At 72.1% G+C, this 24168-nt stretch carries 23 protein-coding genes and 1 tRNA gene; 12 read left to right on the top strand and 12 right to left on the bottom strand.

Annotation, left to right across the window (positions count from 1 at the left end; all coding sequences use genetic code 11):
• The first annotated feature begins 36 nt into the window (after positions 1-36).
• Both ACOOHC_RS06965 and ACOOHC_RS06960 read left to right on the top strand, forming a co-directional pair.
• Positions 37-1458, top strand: coding sequence for a wax ester/triacylglycerol synthase domain-containing protein (locus ACOOHC_RS06965; RefSeq protein ID WP_420453279.1), 1422 nt, complete (start codon positions 37-39; stop codon positions 1456-1458).
• A gap of 53 nt (positions 1459-1511) precedes the next feature.
• Positions 1512-2537, top strand: a complete 1026-nt coding sequence (locus tag ACOOHC_RS06960) for a Vms1/Ankzf1 family peptidyl-tRNA hydrolase (RefSeq protein WP_420453278.1) — start codon at positions 1512-1514, stop codon at positions 2535-2537.
• A gap of 57 nt (positions 2538-2594) precedes the next feature.
• Here the strand turns inward: ACOOHC_RS06960 and ACOOHC_RS06955 are convergent, their stop codons facing one another.
• Complete coding sequence (locus tag ACOOHC_RS06955; protein WP_420453277.1) at positions 2595-3737, bottom strand: aromatic ring-hydroxylating oxygenase subunit alpha; 1143 nt, start codon at positions 3735-3737, stop codon at positions 2595-2597.
• 163 nt (positions 3738-3900) lie between these two features.
• Between ACOOHC_RS06955 and ACOOHC_RS06950 the strand changes: the two genes are divergently transcribed.
• Positions 3901-4716 carry a sugar phosphate isomerase/epimerase family protein gene (locus ACOOHC_RS06950; protein ID WP_420453276.1) on the top strand — a complete coding sequence of 272 codons (816 nt, stop codon included), beginning with the start codon at positions 3901-3903 and terminating at the stop codon, positions 4714-4716.
• Positions 4717-4808: 92 nt separating this feature from the next.
• On the top strand, positions 4809-5999 hold the full coding sequence (locus ACOOHC_RS06945) for a winged helix DNA-binding domain-containing protein (RefSeq protein WP_420453275.1): 1191 nt from the start codon (positions 4809-4811) through the stop codon (positions 5997-5999).
• On the opposite strand, the gene glgA is transcribed toward ACOOHC_RS06945, so the two are convergent.
• From glgA to nadD, 5 genes are all read right to left on the bottom strand, one after another.
• A complete protein-coding gene (glgA, locus tag ACOOHC_RS06940; protein WP_420453274.1) occupies positions 5981-7135 on the bottom strand; it encodes a glycogen synthase in 1155 nt (384 codons plus the stop codon). The two genes, ACOOHC_RS06945 and glgA, sit on opposite strands and share 19 nt — an antisense overlap.
• Positions 7136-7235: 100 nt before the next feature.
• Positions 7236-7308 (bottom strand) — tRNA-Ala (locus ACOOHC_RS06935).
• 65 nt (positions 7309-7373) lie between these two features.
• Positions 7374-7757, bottom strand: coding sequence for a ribosome silencing factor (gene rsfS / locus ACOOHC_RS06930; protein WP_420453273.1), 384 nt, complete (start codon positions 7755-7757; stop codon positions 7374-7376).
• Positions 7750-9213 (bottom strand): hypothetical protein, encoded by a 1464-nt coding sequence (locus ACOOHC_RS06925; RefSeq protein WP_420453272.1) that lies wholly within the window; start codon positions 9211-9213, stop codon positions 7750-7752. The genes rsfS and ACOOHC_RS06925 overlap by 8 nt, the downstream gene beginning before the upstream one ends.
• Positions 9210-9818, bottom strand: a complete 609-nt coding sequence (gene nadD / locus ACOOHC_RS06920) for a nicotinate-nucleotide adenylyltransferase (protein ID WP_420453271.1) — start codon at positions 9816-9818, stop codon at positions 9210-9212. The genes ACOOHC_RS06925 and nadD overlap by 4 nt, the downstream gene beginning before the upstream one ends.
• A 274-nt stretch (positions 9819-10092) precedes the next feature.
• Here nadD and ACOOHC_RS06915 point away from each other — a divergent pair, with 274 nt between their 5' ends.
• The 4 genes from ACOOHC_RS06915 (at position 10093) to ACOOHC_RS06900 (ending at position 13742) form a co-directional block, all read left to right on the top strand.
• Positions 10093-10920: a sigma-70 family RNA polymerase sigma factor gene (locus ACOOHC_RS06915; protein ID WP_420453270.1), complete on the top strand. Its 828-nt coding sequence runs from the start codon at positions 10093-10095 to the stop codon at positions 10918-10920.
• A 123-nt stretch (positions 10921-11043) separates the two neighbouring features.
• Positions 11044-12393: a class II 3-deoxy-7-phosphoheptulonate synthase gene (locus ACOOHC_RS06910; RefSeq protein ID WP_420453269.1), complete on the top strand. Its 1350-nt coding sequence runs from the start codon at positions 11044-11046 to the stop codon at positions 12391-12393.
• Between the two features lie 6 nt (positions 12394-12399).
• Complete coding sequence (locus ACOOHC_RS06905; protein ID WP_420453268.1) at positions 12400-13269, top strand: serine hydrolase domain-containing protein; 870 nt, start codon at positions 12400-12402, stop codon at positions 13267-13269.
• Positions 13266-13742: a hypothetical protein gene (locus ACOOHC_RS06900; RefSeq protein WP_420453267.1), complete on the top strand. Its 477-nt coding sequence runs from the start codon at positions 13266-13268 to the stop codon at positions 13740-13742. The genes ACOOHC_RS06905 and ACOOHC_RS06900 overlap by 4 nt, the downstream gene beginning before the upstream one ends.
• Before the next feature lie 59 nt (positions 13743-13801).
• Here ACOOHC_RS06900 and ACOOHC_RS06895 read toward each other — a convergent pair whose 3' ends face one another.
• The 3 genes from ACOOHC_RS06895 to ACOOHC_RS06885 form a co-directional block, all read right to left on the bottom strand.
• Complete coding sequence (locus ACOOHC_RS06895; RefSeq protein WP_420453266.1) at positions 13802-15001, bottom strand: acetyl-CoA C-acetyltransferase; 1200 nt, start codon at positions 14999-15001, stop codon at positions 13802-13804.
• A gap of 114 nt (positions 15002-15115) precedes the next feature.
• Entirely contained in the window at positions 15116-15697 is a 582-nt protein-coding gene (locus ACOOHC_RS06890) for a GGDEF domain-containing protein (protein WP_420453265.1), read from the bottom strand.
• A gap of 58 nt (positions 15698-15755) precedes the next feature.
• Complete coding sequence (locus tag ACOOHC_RS06885) at positions 15756-16472, bottom strand: PIG-L deacetylase family protein (protein ID WP_420453264.1); 717 nt, start codon at positions 16470-16472, stop codon at positions 15756-15758.
• Positions 16473-16600: 128 nt separating this feature from the next.
• On the opposite strand from ACOOHC_RS06885, the gene ACOOHC_RS06880 reads away from it, so the two are divergent.
• Entirely contained in the window at positions 16601-17857 is a 1257-nt protein-coding gene (locus ACOOHC_RS06880) for a cytochrome P450 (protein WP_420453263.1), read from the top strand.
• Between the two features lies 1 nt (position 17858).
• Positions 17859-18323, top strand: a complete 465-nt coding sequence (locus ACOOHC_RS06875; protein WP_420453262.1) for a hypothetical protein — start codon at positions 17859-17861, stop codon at positions 18321-18323.
• Between the two features lie 69 nt (positions 18324-18392).
• On the opposite strand, the gene ACOOHC_RS06870 is transcribed toward ACOOHC_RS06875, so the two are convergent.
• From ACOOHC_RS06870 to ACOOHC_RS06860, 3 genes are read right to left on the bottom strand one after another with little or no spacing between them, the layout of a single operon-like run.
• Positions 18393-18995 (bottom strand): thymidine kinase, encoded by a 603-nt coding sequence (locus tag ACOOHC_RS06870; protein WP_420453261.1) that lies wholly within the window; start codon positions 18993-18995, stop codon positions 18393-18395.
• A 14-nt stretch (positions 18996-19009) separates the two neighbouring features.
• Positions 19010-19333 (bottom strand): hypothetical protein, encoded by a 324-nt coding sequence (locus ACOOHC_RS06865; RefSeq protein WP_420453260.1) that lies wholly within the window; start codon positions 19331-19333, stop codon positions 19010-19012.
• A gap of 9 nt (positions 19334-19342) precedes the next feature.
• The gene (locus tag ACOOHC_RS06860; RefSeq protein ID WP_420453259.1) at positions 19343-20917 is read right to left on the bottom strand and encodes an ATP-dependent DNA ligase; all 1575 of its coding nucleotides are present in this window, start codon (positions 20915-20917) and stop codon (positions 19343-19345) included.
• 232 nt (positions 20918-21149) lie between these two features.
• Between ACOOHC_RS06860 and ACOOHC_RS06855 the strand changes: the two genes are divergently transcribed.
• Both ACOOHC_RS06855 and ACOOHC_RS06850 read left to right on the top strand, forming a co-directional pair.
• Entirely contained in the window at positions 21150-23129 is a 1980-nt protein-coding gene (locus ACOOHC_RS06855) for a 2-oxoacid:acceptor oxidoreductase subunit alpha (protein ID WP_420453258.1), read from the top strand.
• On the top strand, positions 23126-24148 hold the full coding sequence (locus ACOOHC_RS06850; RefSeq protein WP_420453257.1) for a 2-oxoacid:ferredoxin oxidoreductase subunit beta: 1023 nt from the start codon (positions 23126-23128) through the stop codon (positions 24146-24148). Before ACOOHC_RS06855 ends, ACOOHC_RS06850 begins: the two co-directional genes overlap by 4 nt.
• Positions 24149-24168 lie beyond the last annotated feature (20 nt).

The following is a 24168-nucleotide window of genomic DNA, read 5'->3' as shown; positions in this document are numbered from 1 at the left end:
GCACGACGAGAACGAGAGACCGACGACGCGGCCCGCATGAGCGAGCACGAGGCGCTGATGTGGAACGTCGAGAAGGACCCGTGGCTGAACCCCAGCGGAGGCTCGCTCGTGCTCCTCGACCGGCCGCTCGACATGGACGCGTTCCGCACCACGCTGCGCGCCGGGATCGCGAAGACGCCGCGGCTCTACCAGCGCGTGGTGCCCGGCTTCGCCCGCCTGTCGACCCCGGCCTGGGTGCCCGACCCCGAGTTCGACCTCGACTTCCACCTCCGCCGCGTGGTGCTGCCGTCGCCGGGCACCAAGCGCCAGCTGTTCGACCTCGCGACCCGGCTCTACGAGGAGCCCTTCGACCGGACACGCCCGCTGTGGAGGTTCGTCGTCATCGAAGGCCTGGAGGACGGAGCCGCGGCGATCTGGAGCATGATCCACCACTCCGTGTCCGACGGGATCGGCCAGCTGCGGATGGCCGAGCTGTACCAGCAGTACGAGCGCGACGCACCACCTCCCGACGAGGTCGACCTCGAGGGGATCATCGACGCCGCGATCGGCCGGGCCCGGGCGAAGGAGGTGGGCGGCGACCTCGCGACCAGCGCTCGCACGACCCTCCAGGCGTCGACCACCCACCTCGCACGACGCCAGGTCGGGATCGGACGCCGGGTCCTGGGTGAGCTCGCGATGTGGGGGGCGGATCCGTCGCGCATCGGCGGGGTGGTGGGGACGGCGGTCGACACCGTCCGCGGCGCCGTCGACCAGCTCCGCCCGTCCGACGACGATGAGGGCCCGAGCGGGTCGCCGCTGTGGACGAAGCGCTCCCGCCACCGCCACTTCGACTGGGTGCGCCTCGATGTCGAGGACCTCAAGCGCATCGGCAAGCTCGGCGGCGGCACCGTCAACGACGCGTTCCTGGCCGGGCTCGCCGAGGCCGCCCACCGCTACCACGCCGAGCGCGACGTCGAGATCGCCACGATCAACACCAGCTTCGTGATCAGCACGCGCACCGATGCGAGGGCCGGCGGCAACGCCTTCACCCCGGTCCCGGTGAAGCTCCCGGCCGGCGCGATGGGAGCGGCCGAACGGGTCGCGTCGATCGTCGCCGCGACCGAGTCGGCCAAGGACCGCGCCCAGCGCACCGGTGGCATGACCGGGCTGTCGGGGGTCGCGAACCTGCTCCCGACGTCGATGGTCACCTCGGCGGCGCGCAGCGCTGCGTCGCGGATCGACTTCGCCACCTCCAACCTGCGCGGCGCCCCGTTCGCCGTCTACTGCTCGGGCGCCGAGGTGGAGGCGACGATCCCGATGGGACCGGTCGCCGGCACCGGCGGGAACATCACCGCCCTGTCGTTGAACGGCAAGTTCGACATCGGCCTGTTCCTCGACCCGGCCGCGATCGACGAACCCGACGAGTTCCGCCGCCACGTCGAGGACGCCTTCGTCGCCCTCCTCGCGGCCGCGCCGTGACCCCCCGTGGCGCTCGACGTTTCGCGAACCGGGTCGCCGGGCACGAGGGAGCCATGAGCACCGACACGGCCGATCTGCGCGACCTCCTCGACGGTGAGGGGCCCTACCTGACGATCGCCCTGCCGGCTCCGAGCGCGCACCCCGACGCCGCCCACCGCTTCGACATCGAGCGCAAGAACGTGGTCCGCGCCATCCCCGGCGACTGGCCCGACGACGATCGGGACGAACTGGTCGCCGACCTCGACGACCTCCCCCACGACGCGGGCGCCGCGGTCATCGCCGTGCGCCGCCTCGGCGGGCCGACCCACGTCGAGTTCATCGCCGACGAGGTGCACGGCGCGTCGGTCTTCCAGGGTCCGCTCCCCCGCCTCGTCCCCCTGCTCGACGCCCGCCAGCGGACGATCGGCCACGTCGTGGTCGAGTGCGACCTCGCGGGCGCCGACATCGTCTCCTTCGACGGCGGGACCGTCCTCGAGACCGAGACGGTCGAGGGCGACACCGAGCACATCCACCGCGGGCACCCGGGCGGGTGGTCGCAGCGTCGCTTCCAGCAGCGCGCGGAGAACACGTGGGAGGAGAACGCCGCCGACGTGGTCGAGGCGACCATGGAGACCGTCGACCGCTCCGGCGCCCGCCTGGTGGCGGTGACCGGGCCGACGCGAGCGCGCTCGATGGTCGTGGAGGGGCTCCGCGAGGTCGTCGAGGGCCGCGGGCAGCACGCGGACGTCGTCGTGGTCGGCATCGAATCGGGTGACGCCGAGGGCATCGCCGCCGACGTGGTCCGCCACACCGCCGACATCGCGGCGCGCGACTCGATGGCGGCGATCGACGACGTCAAGGAGCGTGCGTCGTCGCCGGGCGGCTACAGCCCGGGCGAGATCTCCTCCGCGCTGGCCGAGGGGCGCGTCGAGCTGCTCCTCGTGGACGACGCGGACCCGACCGAGGTGCTCGACGATCCGGCCGAGACGCGCTTCGTCGACCACTGCGTCGCCGGCGCGCTCCGCTCGGGGGCGGACATCCGGGTGGTGCCGAACGTCGCCGTCGTCAACGACGGCGTCGGCGCGATCATGCGTTGGTGAGCGCACGGGGGCGGGCGCCGAAGCCGACGGTCGGGGTCGCGGCGGCCCGCGTCGCGATCAGTCGCGGATCTTCGCGTCCATGTTCTCGTGGTAGTGGGCGATCTTGCACTCCCGCTCGTTGAGGATGTTGCGGGTGTAGCCGCTGGAGCGCTTCGTCCGCTCGAGCTGCTCGTAGATCGCGATGTCCTCGCCGACGACCTTCTGCAGCCGGTCCCACTGGCGCATCGTCGTCTCGTGGTACGACGCGTACTCCGGGTCGTCGTGGTCGCCGGGGTAGATCAGCTCCCAGCACAGGAACCGCGTCCGGTCGACGTCGATCGGGATCGGGTTGAACACCTGCACGTGGCCCGGGTTGCAGTTGAACACCGTGTTGGGGAACACGACGTAGTGGCAGATCGCGAAGCGGTGGTGATCGGGGTCCTGCGCCAGGTCGTCGAGCTTGTCCGAGCGGGGGACGAAGCACATGTAGTTGTCGCCGAGGATGTGGAACGACGCCTGGCGGGCCGCCTTCACCCACTCGCCGTCGACGCCGTGCAGCGCCTTGGTGTGGTAGATCTCGTTGAAGCCGTCGACGATCGCCTTGTAGCTCACGGGGACGTCCCACTCGGCGACCTCGTGGAGGACCATGCCCTCCATCTCGAACCGCCCGAGGTCGGCGACGATCTCCTCCCCGATCGCTTCGGTGAGCGGGGGCGCGGCCTCGGGTCCCGCGAGGTTGATCCACACCCACCCGCCCCACTCGTCGACCGCGACCGCCGGTGAACGCAGCCCGTCGAGGTGGTCGGGGTCGAAGTCGCCCTTCTCGGGGACCCCGACGACGAGGCCGGTCGTGTCGTACACCCACCCGTGGTACGGGCAGGTGAACCGCCGGGCGCCGCAGCCGAACAGCTCGCCGACGATCGCGGGGCCGCGGTGCTGGCAGACGTTGTGGAACGCCGCGAGCGATCCGTCGTCCTGGCGGGTGACGACGACGGTCTCGCCGTGGCCCTCGAACGTCAGCCAGTCACCGGTGTCGCTCACCTGCTCGGAGCGGCCGGCGAGGATCCAGTGGGTGGAGAGCACGCGCTCGCGCTCGAGCTCGAAGCGGACCGGGTCTCGGTACACGTCGGCGTCCATCGTGCTCGGGCCGTAGTCGGGGACCAGTCGGACGTCGTCGCCGAGCCGGACCGGAACGTCACCTCGTGTCGGGATGTGGACCATGGTCCATGTATACAACGACGGTGGGGCAGCGTCGAGAGCGGGACACGATCGTCGCACCCGACGTCGACCCCGACCACGGCGCCGACGCAGGTGGGTCGACGGAGTGACCCCGGCGCTCGGATCGGGGCTCCGCCCGCGCGGGCTCGACGGGTCGGATCTGGTGATGAGCCACTTCACCCTCGGCCGCGAGCACCCCCTCGACGATCGGATCGCGCTCGCCGCCGGGGCGGGCTTCGCGGGGGTGGGGCTGTTCGCGGGCGAGCTGCGCCGGGTGGTCGACGACGGCTTCGATCTCCGCGAGCTGCACGAGCTGCTGGACGTCCACGACGTCGCGTTCGCCGAGGTCGAGGTGCTGGCCGGCTGGGGCGCCGCGCGGCCGACGGCGGAGTACCGCGCCTTCGAGGCGTTCGTGTGGGAGCTGGTCGACGAGTTCGAGGTGCCCTACGTGCAGGCGATCGGCCCCGTCGACGGCACCCCCGCCGACGCGGCGGTGGCGTTCGGTGCGCTGTGCGACCGCGCGCTCGACCACGGAGCGCTCGTCGGGCTCGAGTTCCTGCCGTTCACGAACGTGGTCGACGCCGCCGACGCCCTCGCCATCGTCGAGGGCGCCGACCGACCGAACGGCGGGGTGTGCGTCGACGTGTGGCACCACGCGCGCGGCGCCGACGACCTCGACCTGATCCGCCGCCTCCCGCCGGCCTCGATCGTCGCCGTCCAGATGAGCGACGGATCGATCGCACCGACGCTCGACGACTACAAGCAGGACTGCCTGCGCCACCGGGTGCCTCCCGGCGAGGGGGAGTTCGACGTCGAGGCGTTCGTCTCGCTCCTCGTCGAGGTGGGCGTCGACGTCCCGTGGGATCTCGAGGTGTGCGACGACGACGTGTGGGGGCCCGACCCGCGCCGCTCCCCCGCCAGCCACGTGGGCGCCGCGGCCGACGGCATGCGCCGCGTCCTCGACGCGGCTCGCCACGGCTGATCGCCGGCCGATCGGGCGTCGGTCGACGGCGCGCTCGTCAGGCGGTGCGATGACCGCCGGGTGCTCCGTCGGGTTCCGCTACGTTCGCGGACGTGAGCACGTCCGCCGGCACCCGCCTCGTGCGGGCCCTGCGGCTCCGGCACCAGGGGCTGGTCGCCGGTCGCCGGTGGCCGTCGATCCCGTCGACCGTCGCCGGGATGCTCGCCCTGCAGGCGCAGGACCGGACGGCGGCGACGGCGGCGATCTCGCTGCGCACCGATGGTCGTCCGGACGGGTCGGAGGTCCTCGCGTCGCTCGCCGAGGGCACCATCGTGCGCAACCGCCCGTCGCGGGGGACGCTGCAGATCACCGCACCCGAGGACCTGCGGTGGCTCAGCGCGCTGCAGACGCCGCGCTCGATCGCCGCGGCGGTGAAGCGACGCTCCTCGATCGGCGTGACCGCCGAGATGGTCGCCGAGGTCGAGCGGATCGTGCGGTCCGAGCTCGCCGGTGGCGCGACGCGCACCCGCGGCGAGCTCGTGGCGGCGTGCGCCGCGGCGGGGACCGAGCTCGACGGGAGCCAGGCGGGTCACGTGCTGCGGCACCTCACCGAGGCGATGGCGATCGTGTTCGCCGAGCCCCGTGGCCGAGACGACGCGTTCGCCCTGGCCGATGCGTGGATCGCCGATCCGCGTCGAGCCGAGGGCGACGCCGCGCTGGCGGAGCTCGCCATCCGGTTCGTCACCGCCCGGGGGCCGGTCACCCCGGCGTGCCTCGGGTGGTGGTCGAACCTGGCGATGGGTGACGTCCGCCGTGGCATCGACGTCGCCGGCGACGCCCTCGAGCACGTCGAGATCGACGGCGCCGCGTACCTGGTCCCGACCGGCGCGGCCGACCTCGGCGGCGACGACGTCGAGGCGGCGCTCGCCGAACCGCTGCTGCTCCCGGCGTTCGACGAGTACCTCCTCGGGTACCGCAGCCGCGACGCCGTCCTCGACGACGCCCACGCCGCGCTGGTGGTGCCCGGCCGCAACGGCGTGTTCCGGCCGATCGTGGTGGTCGACGGCGAGGTGGTCGCGACCTGGTCGGCGACCGCGAAGACGACGGAGCTCGCCGTGTCGATCCAGCCGTTCGGCGGGTCGGCTCTCGACGGGGCGGCTCTCGACGGCCCGGTCCTCGACGGCCTCGGGCGGCGCGTCGTCGAGCACGCCGCGTTCCTCGGTCGCACCGCTGACCCGACGGTCGAGCGGGCGCGCCGCGACGACGGGGCGATCGCCGTCGTCGCTCAGAGCACGTCGCGGTAGACGTCCATCGTCCGCTCGGCGGCGATGTCCCAGCCGAACTCGGTGACGGCGCGCTCGCGCCCCGCGGCGCCCATCCGCTCGGCCTCCCCGCCGTCGCGGACCACCTCGTTCACGGCCGCTGCGAGATCGGCCTCGAAGGCGCCCGGGTCGCTCTCGTCGTGGTGGACGAGTCGCCCGGTGCGCCCGTCGGCGACGACCTCGGGGATCCCTCCGACGTCGCTGGCGACGACGGCCGTCTCGCACGCCATCGCCTCGAGGTTGACGATGCCGAGCGGCTCGTACACCGACGGGCAGACGAACACCGTCGCGTGGGTGAGCACCTGGCGGACGTCGGTGCGCTGCAGCATCTCGGACACGAGGTGGACGCCGTCGCGCTCGCGGCGCAGGGCCTCGACGAGATCGTCGGTCTCGGCGGCCAGCTCGGGGGTGTCGGCCGCTCCGGCGAGCAGGACGAGCTGCACGTCGTCGTCGAAGTCGAGCGCGGCGCGCAGCAGGTGCGGCACCCCCTTCTGGCGGGTGATCCGCCCGACGAACACCGCCGAGGGACGACCGAGGTCGACGCCGAGGCGGTCGAGCACGTCGGTCTCGGCGACGGGGCGGTAGAAGTCGGTGTCGATCCCGTTGTGCACGACGTGCACCTTCGCCTCGTCGAGGTCGGGGTACGCCGCCATCACGTCGCGCCGGGAGCCGTGGCTGACGGCGATCACGGCGTCGGCCGCCGCGTAGGCCGTGCGCTCGGCCCACGACGACACGCGGTACCCGCCGCCGAGCTGCTCGGCCTTCCACGGGCGCTGCGGCTCGAGCGAGTGGGAGGTGACGACGTGGGGGATGTCGTGGAGCAGCTTGGCGAGGTGGCCGCCCATGTTGGCGTACCAGGTGTGGGAGTGCACGACGTCGCACCCCGCCGTGGCGTCGGCCATCGACAGGTCGGCGGCGAGGACGCGCAGCGCGGCGTTCGCGCCCTCCAGCGTCGGAGGGTGCTCGCTGTGGGCCGTGGCGCCCGGGCGGTCGTCGCCCATGCAGTGCACGTCGACCTCGGCGAGCTTCGCCAGCTCACGGACGAGGAAGTCGACGTGGACGCCCGCACCGCCGTAGACGTCGGGCGGGTACTCGCGGGTCAAGATGCCGATGCGCACCGGCCGATCGTAGGACCCTCCCCGCCACCGCCGTCAGCCCGAGCCCGCACGGCGACCCCCCGGGGGCGGCGGTCGACCCCGGGCCCCTCGTGCCTCGGTGTGGAGCTAAGGAGAATCGAACTCCTGACCTCTTCCATGCCATGGAAGCGCTCTACCAACTGAGCTATAGCCCCGAGATGTGCAGCCGACGACGCTATCGCACCGTCGGGCGAATCGAACGTGTTTCGCGTCGGACGCGTCAGGCGGGTGCCCACGCGAGGCGTGGGACGTCGCCGTAGAGGCGCTCGATCTCGTAGAAGTCACGCATCTCCTGGTGGAACACGTGGACGACGACGTCGCCGTAGTCGATGAGCACCCACTGCTTCTCGCGGTGGCCCTCGGTGCGCACGGGCGCACGATCCATCGACGACTTCGCCGCGGCCTCGACCTCCTCGGCGATCGTCTGCACGAGTCGACCGTTGCTCGCGCTGACGATCACGAACCACCCGGCGATCGCGAGCACCCGGCCCACGTCGAGGATGACGATGTCGTCGCCCTTCTTGTCGTCCGCCGTCCGCGCCGCGAGCACGGCCAGCGAACGGCCGTCGTCGTCGCCCTCGAGCGCACCGTCGTCGTCAGCCATCGGTACCGACCGTACCCGGCGAGGTCGTGGACCCGGCCGTGGTGCCGTCCGGTGTCGGGTCGACGGTCCCGACACCGCTCGGATCCGCGCGACCGGTGCCGCCGGTGGCGGTGGCCGGGGGCGTCGACCCGGGCGGCTCGCTCGCGGGCGCCGCGGTGCCCACCGGCCCGGACTCGCCGTCGGTCGTCGGGGCACCGGCGGCCGCCTCGCGGGCGAACACCTCGCGACGGGCCTCGAGGTAGTCCGCTCCGAGGACGACCACGACGTCGGTCTTGTCGATCAGCTCCTCCGCGACGCTCACCTCCGCCCCCGTGAGCAGCGCGTCGACGATCGGGGCCACCCCCTCCACGAAGGGTTCCTGGGACACCTCGATGCGGGTCGTCTCGGGGACCCCGTCGGGCATCGGCACCAGGTCCACCGCGACCACGTCGGCGCCGGCGAAGAGCAGCTCGGCGATGACGCGCGCAACCATGGCCTCCTTCGTCACCTCCGCGCCACGCCCGTCCCGGCCGAGGGTCGCGATCTGCTCGTCGTCGTAGCCGGCCACGAGTCGGAAGGAGAACGAGTCGTTCGGGGTCGTGACCAGCGCCGGCGAGACGGAGGCGAACACCAGCAGAGCGTCCACCCGGTCGAGGATCACGAAGTCGGCGTCGGTCTCGTTCTCCACGCGAGCCGTCTCGTTGATCCCGAGATCGCGCGCCTCGACCGGCCCGGCGAGCAGTCGTGCGAGCAGCTCGTCGACCGACGGCGGCGGGGCGGCCGGATCGTCGTCGCCTCCCGCCGAGCGCCCCGACGCGTCGGCGACCGCTCGCCACAGCGCGACGTCGACGTCGTGGTGGTCGTAGGCGTCCCCGTCGGCCGAGATCGCGGTGAGCACGGCGACGGCCTGGTCCACGTCCAGCACGGCCTCGCCGGCGGGCGCCACGACCCCGGATCCGACGGTGTCGACGTCGACCACCGTCTCGGGGAGGTCGACCTCGAGGGGTGCGAGCGGTGCGAGCAGCTCGCTCAGCTCCGCGGGACCCAGCACCGCCGATCGCTCGATCGTGGTCGAGAGGAGGGGCTCGAGGTCGCGTGCGATCTGGGCGGCCTGCTCGGGGTCGCCGGCGGCGAAGGGACGGCTGCTGATCGGGCGGCGCTCGACGCCGACGCCGTTCGAGGCGTCGGCGTTGACCGGCACGACCACGAGGCTCCCCCCGCGACCGGAGGGGTCGAGCGTCGCGACGACCAGCGACGTCAACCGGTCGAGGTCGTCGACGATGCCGATCGCGGCGTTCGGGGTGTCGGGGTAGAGCGCCACGGTGCGATCGTCGACGTCGGGGGCACGCCCCTCGCGCGACGACCGCAGCGTCGTCACCGCCAGCGCTGCGACGGCGACCACCGCCACGAGCGACGCCGAGACCACGACCGCGCCGACGACGGTCGCCTGGCGTCGACGACGTGGGTCCGCCGTCATCGCAGCGCCTCGCCGTACGACGATCGCTCGGCGATCACCGCCAAGGTGTCGTCGGTGACGAGGTAGTCGAGGGGGCGACCGTCGCCGAAGCGGGCGCGCAGGTCGGTGCTCGACACGTCGAGGCGGGGGACCTCGACGCGGATCCACTCCACGGACCCGTCGAGCTCCACCGGTGCCCCCGGTCGATCGACGACGACCAGGTGCGAGAGTCGCACCACCTCGGCGCTGCGTTCCCACGAGTGGAGCCCCGCCGCCGCGTCGTCTCCCACGATCGTGAACAGCTCCGCTCCGGGATGGTCCCGACCGAGCGCCACGAGCGTGTCGGCGGTGTAGCTGTTCCCGCCCTGGTCGATCTCGTGACGACCGGCCTCCAGGCCGGGCACGCCGTCGACGGCGGCCTCGACCATCGCCAGGCGATCGATCGCCGGGGTGATGCGTCGGGTCCCCTCCTTCTGCCACGGGACGTTCGCGACCATCATCACGACCACGTCGAGCTCCAGCGCGTGGCGGACGTTGACGGCGGTGACCAGGTGGCCGACGTGGGGTGGATCGAACGTCCCGCCGAAGAGGCCCACCCGGCGCGGCGTTCCGGTCGGTTCGGGCACGATCCGCCACTGTAGGAGGCGACGGGACGCATCCAGCGCTCCGATCCCGAATCAGGCGGGGGTGGGGGTTGACAACCTTGTTACTGTGAAACGTCCCCCACATCACCCCCCGGTTTCGATCGAGGTTCCTCCGGGAATCCTCTCTCATCGGCTCGTTCCCCCCCGAGCGCACCCTCGTTATCGCCGACGCGAGCGCGCCCCTCGCCGATCGTGTGCCTGACGGCACAACCCCCCGCCGGAATGAACAACACCACGAATGGTTGTACGAAGCATCATGAATGACTCCATCGGTCTCTACCTGAACGACATCGGCAAGGTCCCCCTCCTCACCGCCGAGGACGAGCGCGAGCTGTCGCGCACCATCGAGGCCGGGCGCGAAGCCCAGGAGGCCCTCGACAACGGCAAGCGGGGTGTGGCGCTGAAGCGCCAGGTGCGTGAGGCGGCGAAGGCGAAGGATCGCTTCATCCGCTCCAACCTCCGCCTGGTGGTCTCGATCGCCCGCCGGTACCCGCTGCCCCAGGGGATGGATCTGCTCGACCTCATCCAGGAGGGCAACCTGGGCCTCGAGCACGCCGTCGACAAGTTCGACTGGCGCCGCGGGTTCAAGTTCTCGACCTACGCGACCTTCTGGATCCGCCAGGCCATCGGTCGTGCGCTCGACCAGAAGGCCAGCCTCATCCGCATCCCGGGAGACCGCTCGGCCAGCCTGCGCGCCGCGCTGCGCCAGGCGTCGGGCGACGGCGAGACGCTCGACCAGCAGAACGCCGAGCTGCACCGCCTGACCACCCCGGTGAGCCTCGACAAGACGGTCGGCGACGATGGCGACGCGACCCTGGGCGACCTGATGGCGAACGGCGACACCACGCCGGAGGACGCCGTGATGGCCCTCGTCGAGAGCGACCTGCTCGACGAGCTGCTCGACACCCTCGACGCCCGTGCCCGCTTCGCCGTCGAGTCCCGCTTCGGGCTCGTCGACGGTGAGCGCAAGAGCTTCCGTGAGGTCGGCGAGCAGCTGGGCGTGACCGCCGAGGCCGCCCGCCGCCTCGTCTCGCGCGCCGTCGCCGGCCTGCGCGACGACGCCGAGCGCATCCTCGCGGTCTGAGCCACGGCGGCCGAGCCGCCACCCACCGCACGACGAACGGAGCCGCCGGACCCGGTCCGGCGGCTCCGTCGCGTCACGGGGACGACCTCGGAGCCGGAGCCCCGACCCGGATAGCCTGGTGCGATGCGCGATCAGTGGACGCCGTCGTCGTGGCTCGATCACCGAGTCGGCCAGCAGCCGCGCTGGCCCGACCCGGGGGCGCTCGAGGCCTCGCTGAAGACGATCGCCGAGTTCCCGCCGCTGATCTTCGCCGAGGAGGCCCGTTCCCTGCAGAGCGACCTGGCCCAGGTCGCCGCCGGCAACGCGTTCCTCCTCCAGGCGGGCGACTGCGCCGAGAGCTTCGAGGAGTTCTCGGCCGACAACATCCGCGAGAAGCTGCGCGTCATCCTGCAGATGGCGATCGTGCTGACGTACTCCGTCGGCGTCCCGACCGTGAAGGTGGGGCGCATCGCCGGGCAGTTCGCCAAGCCGCGCTCGTCGGACTTCGAGCGCGTGGGCGACGTCGACATCCCGTCGTTCCGCGGCCACATCGTCAACGACCCCACCTCGACCGGAGCCGCTCGGATGCCGAACCCCGAGCGGCTGGTCCAGGCCTACAACCAGTCGGCGTCGACGCTCAACCTGCTGCGTGCGTTCACCAAGGGCGGCTTCGCCGACCTGTCGCGCGTCCACTCCTGGACCCAGGAGTTCGTGGCGTCCAGCCCGGCCGGGCAGCGCTACGAGCAGCTCGCGTCGGAGATCGACCGGGCGCTGTCGTTCATGCGCGCCTGCGGGATCGAGACGGAGCAGAACGCGAGCCTCTCCGAGGTCGACGTCTACACCTCCCACGAGGCGCTGATCCTCGGCTACGAGCAGGCGCTGACCCGCCAGGACAGCCTGACGGGCGCCTGGTACGACTGCTCGGCGCACATGCTGTGGATCGGGGAGCGGACCCGTGACCTCGACGGCGCCCACGTCGAGTTCCTGCGCGGGGTCGGCAACCCGATCGGGTGCAAGGTCGGCCCCACCACGACCGCCGACTACCTGATCGAGCTGTGCGAGGTGCTCAACCCGTCGCGCATCCCGGGTCGGCTGACCCTGATCACGCGGATGGGGGCGTCCGCGATCGAGGACGGGTTGCGGCCCCTCCTGCGCGCGGTGACCGACTCCGGGCACCCGGTGGTGTGGGCCTGCGACCCGATGCACGCGAACACCTTCACCTCCCCGAGCGGACGCAAGACGCGCGAGTTCGACGACATCGTCGCCGAGATCGGCGGCTTCGTCCGTGCCCACCGCGCCGAGGGGACCTGGCCCGGTGGGATCCACGTCGAGCTCACCGGCGACGACGTGACCGAGTGCCTCGGCGGGGCCGAGGAGCTCGCCGACAGCCAGCTCGACGACCGCTACCAGACGGTCTGCGATCCCCGGCTCAACGGCCGCCAGAGCGTCGATCTGGCGTTCCGGGTCGCCGAGCTGATCCGCGACTTCACCTGAGCCACGATGGGCAGGGCGCTCGACCTCGTTCGCTCCTGGCCCGTCGGCACCGTCGCGGCGGCCGTCCTCGTCGGCGGTGAGCTGCACGACCGCGAGGGTCCGACCGACCACGTGATGCGGCTGGCGTCGCTCGCGAAGACCGTCACCGCCTGGGCGACGCTCGTCGCGGTCGAGGAGGGCGTCGTGTCGCTCGACGACCCGGTCGGTCCGGACCAGGCGGACGACGATCGACCCACACGGACCCTGCGCCACCTCCTCGCCCACGCCGGCGGGTACGGCTTCGATTCGCCGCGACCGATCGTCGCGCCGGAGCGCAAGCGGATCTACTCGAACACGGGGATCGAGGTGGCCGCGGCCCACGTGGCCCGGGCCGCGGCGATGCCGTTCGAGGAGTACCTCCGGCTCGGCGTGCTCGAGCCGCTGGAGATGACGTCGACGGAGCTGCGTGGCTCACCCGCCCACGGCCTCTGGTCGTGCGTCGACGACATGGTGCGGTTCCTCGCCGAGGTCCGCTCGCCGACGCTGGTCACCGAGGCCACCGCGGCCGACGCCCGACGCCAGCACTTCCCCTCCTTGGGGGGTATCGTTCCGGGCGTGGGTCGTTTCGACACGTGCCCGTGGGGACTGGGGTTCGAGATCAGGGGGGACAAGCGCCCCCACTGGACCGGGTCGCGCAACTCCGCCGACACCTTCGGTCACTTCGGTGGCGCGGGGACGATGGCGTGGCGCGATCCGAGCGTCGACGTGTCCCTGGTCGCCCTGACCGACCGACCCTTCGACGAGTGGGCCGCCGAGGCGCTGCGGGTGTGGCCCGAGCTGTCCGACGCCGTGCTCGACGAGGTGGGTGCCGGCCCGGCAGCGGAGGTGCGTCGATGACCAACCTGCGGCGGTTCAGCCACGGCGACCGGATCCGGTACGAGACCACCGGCGACGACGGCTACCCGCTCGTGCGCTACGGCTTCGTCGGCGGGGTCACCGATGACGAGGGGCCGGTCGTGATCATGCTCGACGGCGAGCTCGGCGGCGACGTCGTGGAGATCGCGCACCTGCAGCCGGTGAGCATCTGCAACGTCGTGCTGAAGCTGGAGGGCACCGACCTGCTCGACGACCCGGGCCTGCGCCAGGGACTGGTCAACCTGTGGCGGGCGGAGGCCGAGGAGGCCGGGCTGCAGATCGCCTCGCTGCACCCGATCGGCAGCGGGACGGGGGTGCGCGACAGCAGCGAGGGCTACGCGCTCGCCGAGCTCAGCACCGGCGGCGAGCAGTACGTGCTGAGGGCGACGGGTTGCCCCCACGACGCGGGCTCGGTGCTCGTGCGCTGCGACCGGCCGAACCGCTGGGACTTCTGAGCGCCACGGCGCATCGCTCGTGACCGACCGGCGCGTCGGGTCCGCCCCGACGGGGTCGATCAGATCCGCTCGATGATCATGGCCATGCCCTGACCGCCGCCGACGCACATCGTCTCGAGGCCGACGGTCTTGTCCTCGCTGCGCAGGTTGTTGATCAGGCTGGTCATGATGCGCGCCCCGGTCATCCCGAACGGGTGGCCGAGGGCGATCGCTCCACCGTTGATGTTCACCTTGTCGAGCTCGAAGCCGAGGTGCTCGGCCGACGGGATCACCTGGGCGGCGAACGCCTCGTTGATCTCGACCAGGTCGATGTCGTCGGCGCTCATCCCGGCGCGCTCCATCGCCTGGCGGCTCGCCTCGATCGGCCCGAGGCCCATGATCTCGGGGTTCAACCCCGTGACCCCGGACGAGACGATCCGGGCGAGGGGGGTGAGGCCGAGCTCGCGAGCCCTCGTGTCGCTCATCACCATCACGGCGGCGGCGCCGTCGTTGAGCGGGCACGCGTTGCCGGCGGTGATCTGACCGTCGGGGCGGAACACCGGCTTGAGCTGAGCGAGCTTCTCGACGGTCGTGCCGTCGCGCGGCCCGTCGTCGGTCGACACGACCGATCCGTCGGGGAGGGTCAGCGGGGTGATCTCGTTCTCGAAGTGGCCGCGCTGGACGGCGGCCACCGCTCGCTGCTGGCTGCGGGCACCGAACTCGTCCATCTCCTCGCGCGACACGCCCTCGACCTCACGCACGTTCTCGGCCGTCTGGCCCATCGCGATGTAGAAGTCGGGGAGCCCCTCGGGCGGGGTCCAGTCGGGCGCCCCGCCCTCGGCGCGCTCGGCGGTCCGCTCGCCCGGCTCCGAGAAGATCGGGTTCGGGGCGGTGTCGGACGCGCCCGAGGCGTAGCGGCTGACGGCTTCCACGCCCGCGGCGATGAAGCAGTCGCCCTCGCCGGCCTTGATGGCGTGGGCGGCCATGCGGATGGTCTGCAGCGACGACGAGCAGTACCGGTTGACGGTGACGCCGGGGACGTCGTCGAGGCCGGCGAGGCCGGCGACGATGCGACCGATGTTGAAGCCGGCCTCACCGGCGGGCTGCCCGCAGCCCATGATCAGGTCCTCGATGTCGGACGCCGACACCTCGGGGACCTTGTCCATCAGCGCGCGCACGATCTGGGCGGACATGTCGTCGGGGCGCAGCTCGACGAGGGACCCCTTCGCGGCGCGTCCGATCGGGCTGCGGGCGGTCGCGACGATCACTGCTTCGGTCATCGCTCCAGCGTATTCGCCGGACCCCGACGACCCCAATCCCGGTCGTGCGCCCGACCCGTGGCGTTCGGCGCTCGCGCCGTGCGGCACCGACCCGGTCGGGCGGTGGACGAGGGGTCAGGTCACGGGGGCGTGCTCGACGGCGTGCGCGCCCGGTCGCCCGCGCCGCGCCCGGCGGCGCGACCGCTCGGAGGCGCCGTCCCGGAACACCTGGTTGCGGCCGTGCGCGGTCCCGGCGACGAGTGCGCGGTCGGCTCGCTCGACCGTGGTCGCGAGGTCGTGGGACGCGCCGACGGCCAACCCGATCGAGACCGTCACCTCGGCGTCCGCCAGCTCGGGGATGCGCTCGACGTTGCGCCGGATCCGGCTCGCCACCTTCCACGCGGCGTCGTCGGTCGTGGCCGGGAGCAGCACGCAGAAGGTCGAGTGACGGGCCCGATACACGATGTCGGTGCTGCGCACCGTCGCCATCACGACCCAGGAGATCCGCTCGAGCACGGCGTCGGTGGTCCCGGCGCCGTGGCGACGGACGTGGTTCGCGAAGTGGTCGACGTCGATCCACAGCGACGCGGTGGGGCCCTCCGTCGGGTCGATGCCGGTCGCGAGGTCGCGGTCGAACTGGCGACGGTCGAGCACCCCCGTGAGACGGTCGATCTGACGTTCGCCACCCTTCGGACGACGACGGAACGAGAGGGCCATGCCAGGTCATCGACCGTGACGTCGGGCGACTTGAGCGATCGGCGGCCCCCACGGCCCCCTAGCGGGTGTCGAGCACGCGGAACGCCTCGGCGCTCGTCCCCGCCGGCATGTCGTGCTGAGCGGCGATGTCCTGCCACCAGGTGCGCACCCGCTCGACGGTGGCCTCCGGATCGGGGTGCTGGCTCTCGTGGCACATCAGCGCACGCAGCTTGCGCTCGAGCTGATCGGTGATGTCGACGGCGTCGGCCGCCCCGGCGCCGAACGGGATCCACACCTCCGACACCTTCCAGTCCGCGTGCTGCGCGATCGGGCGATCGGTGAACGCGAACGGGTTGCGCGCATCGGGGTAGACGGCCGCCATCGTGGCCTCCCCGGTCGCGATGTGGTCGGGGTGGGAGCCGTAGGTCGAGTCCAGGTCGCGCAGCGGGGACTGGGTGATCACGACCTGGGGACGCACCTGGCGGATGACCAGCGCGATGTCGTGGCGGAGGTCGAGGTCGGCGACCACCGTGCCGTCCACGTGCCCGAGGAAGCGCAGGTCCGTGACGCCGACCTCGGCCGCCGCGGCCGCCTGCTCCCGACGGCGGATCCGGGCCATCTCGGCTCGCGGGACGGAGTGGTCGAAACCGCCGGCCTGGCCGTCGGTGACCAAGCAGTAGACCACCTCGACGCCGGCGTCGGTCAACGTGGCGACCGTGCCGGCGGCTCCGAAGTCGACGTCGTCGGGGTGGGCGACGACGACGAGCGCCCGTTCGATCTCGGCAGCATCCAGCATCCGCCCAGTCAACGCGGGTCGATCGGCCGACCGCAACGTCGAGGCGGCACGGCGTGGACACCGACGGCACCCGCCCGGCTCCGTGCACGTGGGTGCCCGCGGCCCGACCGGCGCGTACAGTCGAGCGGATGGCGACGCGAACCCACCTCCCGTTGGAGCAGATCGACCTCTCGGACATGGAGTTCTGGGCTCGGCCGCGCGACGAGCGCAGCGCCGCGTTCACGACGCTGCGCGACACGCCCGGCCTCGTCCACTTCGAGGAGCGGGTGATCGAGGGCGCCCCGTTCCCGCCCGGCGACGGGTACTGGGCGCTGACGCGCCACGCCGACATCTGGCAGGTCAGCCGGAACCCGGCGCTGTTCTGCTCCGGGCAGGGGTCGAACATCGGCGATCTCCCCCAGGAGATGAACGAGTTCTTCGGGTCGATGATCAACATGGACGACCCCAAGCACCACCGGCTCCGCTCGATCGTGTCGAAGGGCTTCACCCCCAAGGAGGTCGCCCGGGTCGAGGCGGGCGTCACCGACACCGCCCGTCGGATCGTCGACCGGATCCAGGAGCGCTTCGACGGGTCGTGCGACTTCGTCGAGCACGTCGCCGCCGCGCTCCCCCTCGAGGTGATCTGCGACATGGTCGGGATCCCCGCCGAGGACCACGAGCAGATCTTCCGGTGGACGAACACGATCCTCGGGGTGGGCGACCCCGAGTTCGTGACCTCCTACGACGACCTGATGGCCCACTCGCTGGAGATGTTCTCCTACGCCCAGGCGCTCGGCGAGGACCGGCGCGCGAACCCGCGCGACGACATCACCTCGCTGATGATGGCCGCCGAGGTCGACGGCGAGCAGCTCAGCGCGCAGGAGTTCGGATCCTTCTTCATCCTCCTCGTCGTCGCCGGCAACGAGACGACGCGCAACGCCATCAGCCACGCGATGCTCGCGCTCACCGAGCACCCCGACCAGCGCGAGATCCTGTACGGCGACTTCGAGGCGCACCGCCGCACCGCGGTGGAGGAGTTCGTCCGCTGGGCGACACCGGTGATCCACTTCCGCCGCACCGCGACGGAGGACACCGAGATCGCCGGTCAGCCGATCGCGGCCGGAGAGAAGGTCGTCATGTTCTACAACTCCGGCAACCGCGACGAGCGGGTGTTCGACGACCCGCACCGCTTCGACGTCACCCGCCTGACCCAGCCGGCCCAGGTCGGCTTCGGGGCCGGCGGACCGCACTTCTGCCTCGGGGCGAACCTCGCCCGGCGCGAGATCACCGTGATGTTCTCCGAGATCATCGAGCGCCTGCCGTCGCTGCGGATCACCGGCGAGCCCGCCTACCTCCAGTCGAACTTCATCAACGGGATCAAGCGCCTGCGGTGCAGTTGGGACTGACGTGGGAGACGCTCGACAGAGCGACCTGATCCGCACCCTCACGATCACCGGAGCCCTCGTCCACGCCGCGTGGATCCTCTGGCTGTTCGACGTGGTCCAGCGCGCGACGCGCATCGGCGCGTCGCGCTTCGGGAACGTGTGGGAGGAGAAGATCGAGGCGCTGGTGTTCATCACCCTGCCCCCGAGCGCATCGGTCCTCGCCCTGGCGGCCACGGCGCTGTGCGTGGCGACCTGGCTCGCCGGGCCGACCCAGGAGCTGCCCCTCGCGATCCTGCTGCGACTCGTGCGGTGGTCCGCGAACGCGATGGTGGTCGTGGCGGCGCTCTCGGTCGTCACGGTCGTCGTCGGCGAGGCACCCGGGCCCGACCGGCTCGGGACGGTCGCCTTCCGCATCGCCGGCGTGCTGGTGCACCTCGCGATCTCGGTCACCTGCCGTGGCATCGGGCGGACCGCCCCGGGAGGCTGAACCCGCACCGCGCACCGGCCCGGTGTCGTCGCCTCGCCGGGCGGGCGTCACCGCACGGCGGCCGTGCGGTCAGCCGCCGAGGTCACCCGTGCGGAAGTGGGCGCGGCACAGCAGCTCGTAGCGCACCGAGTCACCGAAGAGGCGGTCGGCGTCGCTCCCCCGGGTGTCGCCGACCACGATCGTGTCCCCCTCGTGCACGACCGCCCCGTTCACCACCCGTGCGTTGTGGGTCGCTCGCGCGCCGCACCAGCAGCGGGCCTCGACCTGCAGCGGGACGTGCTCGTCGGCCAGCTCCAGCAGGCGCCGCGTCCCCTCGAACAGCTCGCCGCGGAAGTCGGTGAGCAGCCCGAACGCGAAGACGTCGACCGCGAGGTCGTCGACGACGCGGGCCAGCTGCTCGATCTGCTCGACGCGGTAGAACTGGGCCTCGTCGCACACCACGTAGTGGATCGGCCAGTGATCCGACGCGAGTCGGAACAGGTCGACGTCGGGCTGGACGTCGATGGCCGGCGCCGCCACCCCGAGCCGACTCGACACCCGGTGGCCGTCGCGGTCGAGCGCCGTCAGCAGCAGCCCGAAGAGCTGGCGCGTCGCCAGGTTGTGGTGGATCTGGAGCGCGACGGTGCTCTTGCCCGAGCCCATCGTCCCGAAGCTGAATCGCAGGGTCGCCATGGCGCTCCGGGAACCTAGCCGCCGTCGTCCACCCCGGCGCCGTCGTCCACGGACGCGGGTCCGTCGATCCCGGTGAGGCCACCACCGCCGCCGGGATCCGTGCCCCCGGTCGTCCCGGATCCAGCGCCGTCACCGGATCCGACGTCCGTCGAGCCGTCCGAGGCGGGCGCCGTCCCCGTCACCTCGGCGAACCCCCCGCCGTCGATCGTCGCGACGCCACCGGTCCCGGTGACCGGGTCGTCGACGTCCGGGACGTCGGGGTCGCCGTCGTCCGACGAGCACGCGCCCAACGCCATGGCGACGGTGACGAGGGGGATCAGCAACGGGCGACGACGCATCGCTCGAGCCTACGTGCGGTCGTCGCCGTCGGCCGCTCGACCGGGCGCCCCGCGCAGCATCGCCCGCACGGCCTCGATCGTGTCGGCCTCCGCCGGGGACTTGTCGTGGCGGTAGCCCTTCACCCGGGCGAAGCGGAGAGCCACGCCGCCGTCGTAGGTGGTCGAGGCCTGGACGCCGTCGACCGCGATCTCGACCACCTGCTCCGGGCGCAGTCGGACGGCGTGGCGCCGCTCGCGGCCCCGCTCGACCACCCCCTCGCCGACCTTCAGCTCGGTGAAGCGCTCGGTCTGCCACCGGAGCATCTCGTCGGTCATCCCCTTGAACGTCTTGCCGACCATCACGAAGCCGCCCGAGTCGTCGCGCGCCCCGAGGTGGATGTTCGACAGGAACCCGCGCCGTCGACCGCTGCCCCACTCGACGGCCAGCACCACCAGGTCGAGGGTGTGGACCGGCTTCACCTTGCGCCACCCCTTGCCGCGACGACCCGCTTCGTAGGGCTGGGCGAGGTCCTTCACCATGACCCCCTCGTGGCCGGCGGTGATCGCCCGGTCGAGGAACGCCTCCGCCTCGACCACGTCACCGGTCACGATCGACGGGAGCCGCGACCCCTCGGGCACCACCTCGGCGAGGACGTCGCGCCTCGCCGACAGGGGCTCGTCGTGGACCGCTCGACCGTCGGCGACGAGGACGTCGAAGAAGAACGCCCGCAACGAGACCCCGCGGGCGTGGATCTCGTCGGCCGAGAAGTCGCCCATCGTGTCCTGGAACCGACGGGGCGTGCCGTCGTCGGCGAGACCCATCGCCTCGCCGTCGAGCACCAGGTCGCCGCCGGGCAGGGCGCGCACCACCTCGACGACGCCGGGGAGGCGCGCGGTCACGTCGTTCAGGTTGCGGGTGAACAGCGCGACCTCGCTCCCCCGCCGGTGCGCCTGGAGTCGGGCGCCGTCGAGCTTCCAGTCCACCTGGGCCTCCCCGAGCTCGGCCAGGGCCTCGGACACGCCGGCCGCGGGACTCGCCAGCATCGGCTGGACCGGTCGCAGCGGCTCGAGGCGGACCGCGTCGAGCCCGGCGCGCCCGTCGACGAGCGCCGCCCGGGCGGCGGTGCCGAGGTCGCCGGCCATCATCGCCGCCCGCCGGACCGAGGTGACCGGCACGTCCGCGGCCCGGGCGACCGCCGTGGTGAGGACCCCGGCGAGAGCGCCCTGGCGCAGCTCGCCGTGCAGGATCGCGCGCAGCAGGCGCTGCTCGGGCTCGGTCGCCCGCGCGAGCAGGTCGCCGAGGGCGGCACGCCGAGCGGCCTGCACCCCGACGCCCGCGAGCGCCTCGAGGTCGCGCAGCGCCCGGTCGATCTCGACGACCTCCAGCTCGGCCACCTCCGCCGCGTCGTCGCGGGTCGACGACAGGGTCGACCACCCCACGCCGATGCGACCGATCGGCGTGGTGCCGACCAGGAAGGCGGAGGCGGGTTCGATCTCGTCGGGTGCGAGCCGGACGAGCACGTCGGCGAGCACGGCGACCTTGTCGTTGCGCTTGGTCGTGGCCGCCACCTCGTCGGACGCCACGGCGAGCTCGTGGAACAGCATCGTCGTCGAGTGTCGCAGCTCGGCACGAGGAGCGCATCGGCCAGGATCGACGGCGCTGCCGACGTCGACCACCCGTGGTGGTCGACGACGACCGAGGGTGCAGTCGCACGGCGCAGTCTCCTCGTGGGGCACCGGTTCGCTACGGTGACGCGCACGAGCTCCGGCAACGGTGCCGGAGCGTCCGGGCGTCGTGGGGACGGCGTGCGGGATCGGACGTTCCCAGGGGGACATGATGACCGACACCATCGAACGGTCGGACACCGAGGACGGCGACCGCGTCCTCGACCACCTCGTCGTGCGCTTCGCCGGCGACTCCGGCGACGGGATGCAGCTCACCGGCGATCGGTTCACCTCGGTGAGCGCGTCGTTCGGCAACGACCTGTCGACGCTGCCCGACTTCCCGGCGGAGATCCGAGCTCCCGCCGGGACGGTGAACGGGGTCTCGGCGTTCCAGGTCAACATCGCGGACCACGAGATCACGACGCCGGGCGACGAGCCGAACGTGCTCGTCGCGATGAACCCGGCCGCGCTGAAGGCTGACCTGCACCGCCTCGAGATCGGCGGGACGCTGATCGTCAACGAGGACAGCTTCGGCGACCGCGACCTCGACAAGGCGGGCTACGTCGACGACGCGGGCGAGGCGGTCAACCCCCTCCTCGACGACTCGCTCAACGGCTACCGGGTCCTGAGGGTCCCGATGACCAGCCTCACCAAGCAGGTCTGCGAGCCGCTCGGGGTGAAGCCCCGCGACGCGGAGCGCTCGAAGAACTTCTTCGCCCTCGGGCTCGTGTCGTGGATGTACACCCGGCCGATCGAGCCGACCGAGGAGTGGATCGACGAGCGGTTCTCGAAGAGCGCGCAGGTCGCGGCGGCGAACAAGGCCGCGTTCCACGCCGGGTTCAACTTCGGCGAGACGACCGAGGCCGTCGGCCACCGCTACGAGGTCCGCCCCGCCCGGCTCCCCGCCGGCACCTACACCTCGGTCACCGGGAACCAGGCGCTGTCGTGGGGTCTCGTCGCCGCCGGCCAGCTCGCCCGGCTCCCGGTGACGCTCGGCTCGTACCCGATCACGCCGGCGAGCGACATCCTCCACGAGCTGTCGAAGCAGAAGCACTTCGGGATCCGCACCCTCCAGGCGGAGGACGAGATCGCCGCCGTGGGCATGGCGCTCGGCGCCGCCTTCGCGGGGCACCTCGGCGTGACGACGACGAGCGGCCCGGGAGTCGCGCTGAAGAGCGAGACCATCTCGCTCGGCGTCGCGATCGAGCTCCCGATGCTGATCGTCGACATCCAGCGCGGCGGGCCGTCCACCGGGTTGCCGACCAAGACCGAGGCATCCGACCTCAACCTCGCGCTCAACGGCCGCCACGGCGAGTCCCCGCTCCCGATCGTCGCGGCGTACAGCCCGGCGCACTGCTTCCACGCCGCGATCGAGGCGGCACGCATCGCGCTCAAGTTCCGCACCCCGGTGATCCTGCTGTCGGACGGCTACCTCGCGAACGGCTCCGAGCCCTGGAAGCTCCCCGACGTCGACGCGCTGCCCGACATCTCGACCCCGTTCGCCACCGAGGCCAACCACGTCGACGCCGACGGGAACCCCGAGTTCTGGCCCTACCTGCGCGATCCCGAGACGCTCGCACGGCCGTGGGCGATCCCGGGCACGCCGGGCCTCGAGCACCGCGTCGGCGGGCTCGAGAAGGCCGACGGCACCGGCAACATCGACTACACCCCCGACAACCACCAGAAGATGACCGAGCTGCGCGCCGCGAAGGTGGCCGCCGTCGCGGCGGACATCGCCCCGACCGAGGTCGGCGGCGACGTCGACGCCGACGTGCTGGTCCTCGGCTGGGGCTCGACCTGGGCCGCGATCGACGCCGCGGTGCAGCGACGCCGCCGTGCCGGCGTCAAGGTCGCGAAGGCCCACGTCGTCCACCTCAACCCCCTGCCGCCCGATCTCGGCGACCTGCTCCGCCGGTACCGCCGCGTCGTGCTCCCCGAGCTCAACTCGGGTCAGCTCGCCCACCACCTGCGCGGCACCTACCTCGTCGACGTCACCTCGGTGTCGAAGGTCGCCGGGCTGCCGTTCAAGTCGCGCGAGATCGAAGCCGCGATCGACGCCGCCGTCGCCGAGGCCGCCGATGTGCCCGACCGCACCGTCGCGCCCGCCGGCGCGACGACAGCCAGCACCGACGAGAAGGGAACCGATTCATGAGCACCGCGCAGGTCGCCGTGACCACCAAGTCCGACTGGACCAGCGACCAGGAGGTGCGCTGGTGCCCGGGATGCGGCGACTACGGCATCCTCCTCGCCGTCCAGCAGCTGATGCCCGAGCTCGGCGTCTCGCCCGAGAACACCGTGTTCGTGTCCGGCATCGGCTGCTCCAGCCGGTTCCCGTACTACATGGACACCTACGGGATGCACTCGATCCACGGTCGCGCCCCGGCCATCGCCACCGGCGTCGCGACCGCTCGCCCCGACCTCGACGTGTGGGTCATCACCGGCGACGGAGACGGGCTGTCGATCGGCGGCAACCACCTCATCCACGCTCTGCGACGCAACGTGAACCTGAACATCCTGCTGTTCAACAACCGGATCTACGGGCTCACCAAGGGCCAGTACTCACCGACCTCCGAGGTCGGCAAGGTGACCAAGTCGACCCCGTTCGGATCCATCGACCCGCCGTTCAACCCGCTGTCGGTCGCGCTCGGAGCCGAGGCCAGCTTCGTCGCCCGCACCCACGACCTCGACCGCAAGCACATGCAGGAGACGTTCCGTGCGGCCCACGAGCACCGCGGCGCCTCGTTCGTCGAGATCTACCAGAACTGCAACGTGTTCAACGACGGGCAGTTCGACGACGTCACGAAGAGGAACGTGCGCGACGAGATGATGATCGACCTGGTGCACGGCGAGCCGATCCTGTTCGGGGCCGAGCGGCGCCGGGGCGTGGTCCAGGGCAGCGACGGGTTCCTGCGCTTCGCCGACGTCGACGAGGTCGGGCTCGACGCGATCCTCGTGCACGACGCCGCCGACGAACGACCGACGCTCGCGTTCGCCCTCGCCCGCCTCAGCGACGACGACCACTCGCCGACCCCGTTCGGGGTGTTCCGCGACGTCGATCGTCCCGAGTACGCGAGCGCCGTGGGCGACCAGGTCGTCGAGGCGTCCGAGAAGCGGGGTCCGGGCGACCTGGCCACGCTGCTCGCCTCGAACGGGACCTGGCAGGTCGGCTGACCGGGGCGGCGCCCGGCTCC

This window comes from Ilumatobacter sp. (genome assembly GCF_965215205.1).
Classification (GTDB): Bacteria; Actinomycetota; Acidimicrobiia; order Acidimicrobiales; family Ilumatobacteraceae; genus Ilumatobacter_A.
This window is presented reverse-complemented; position numbering and strand designations above follow the sequence as displayed.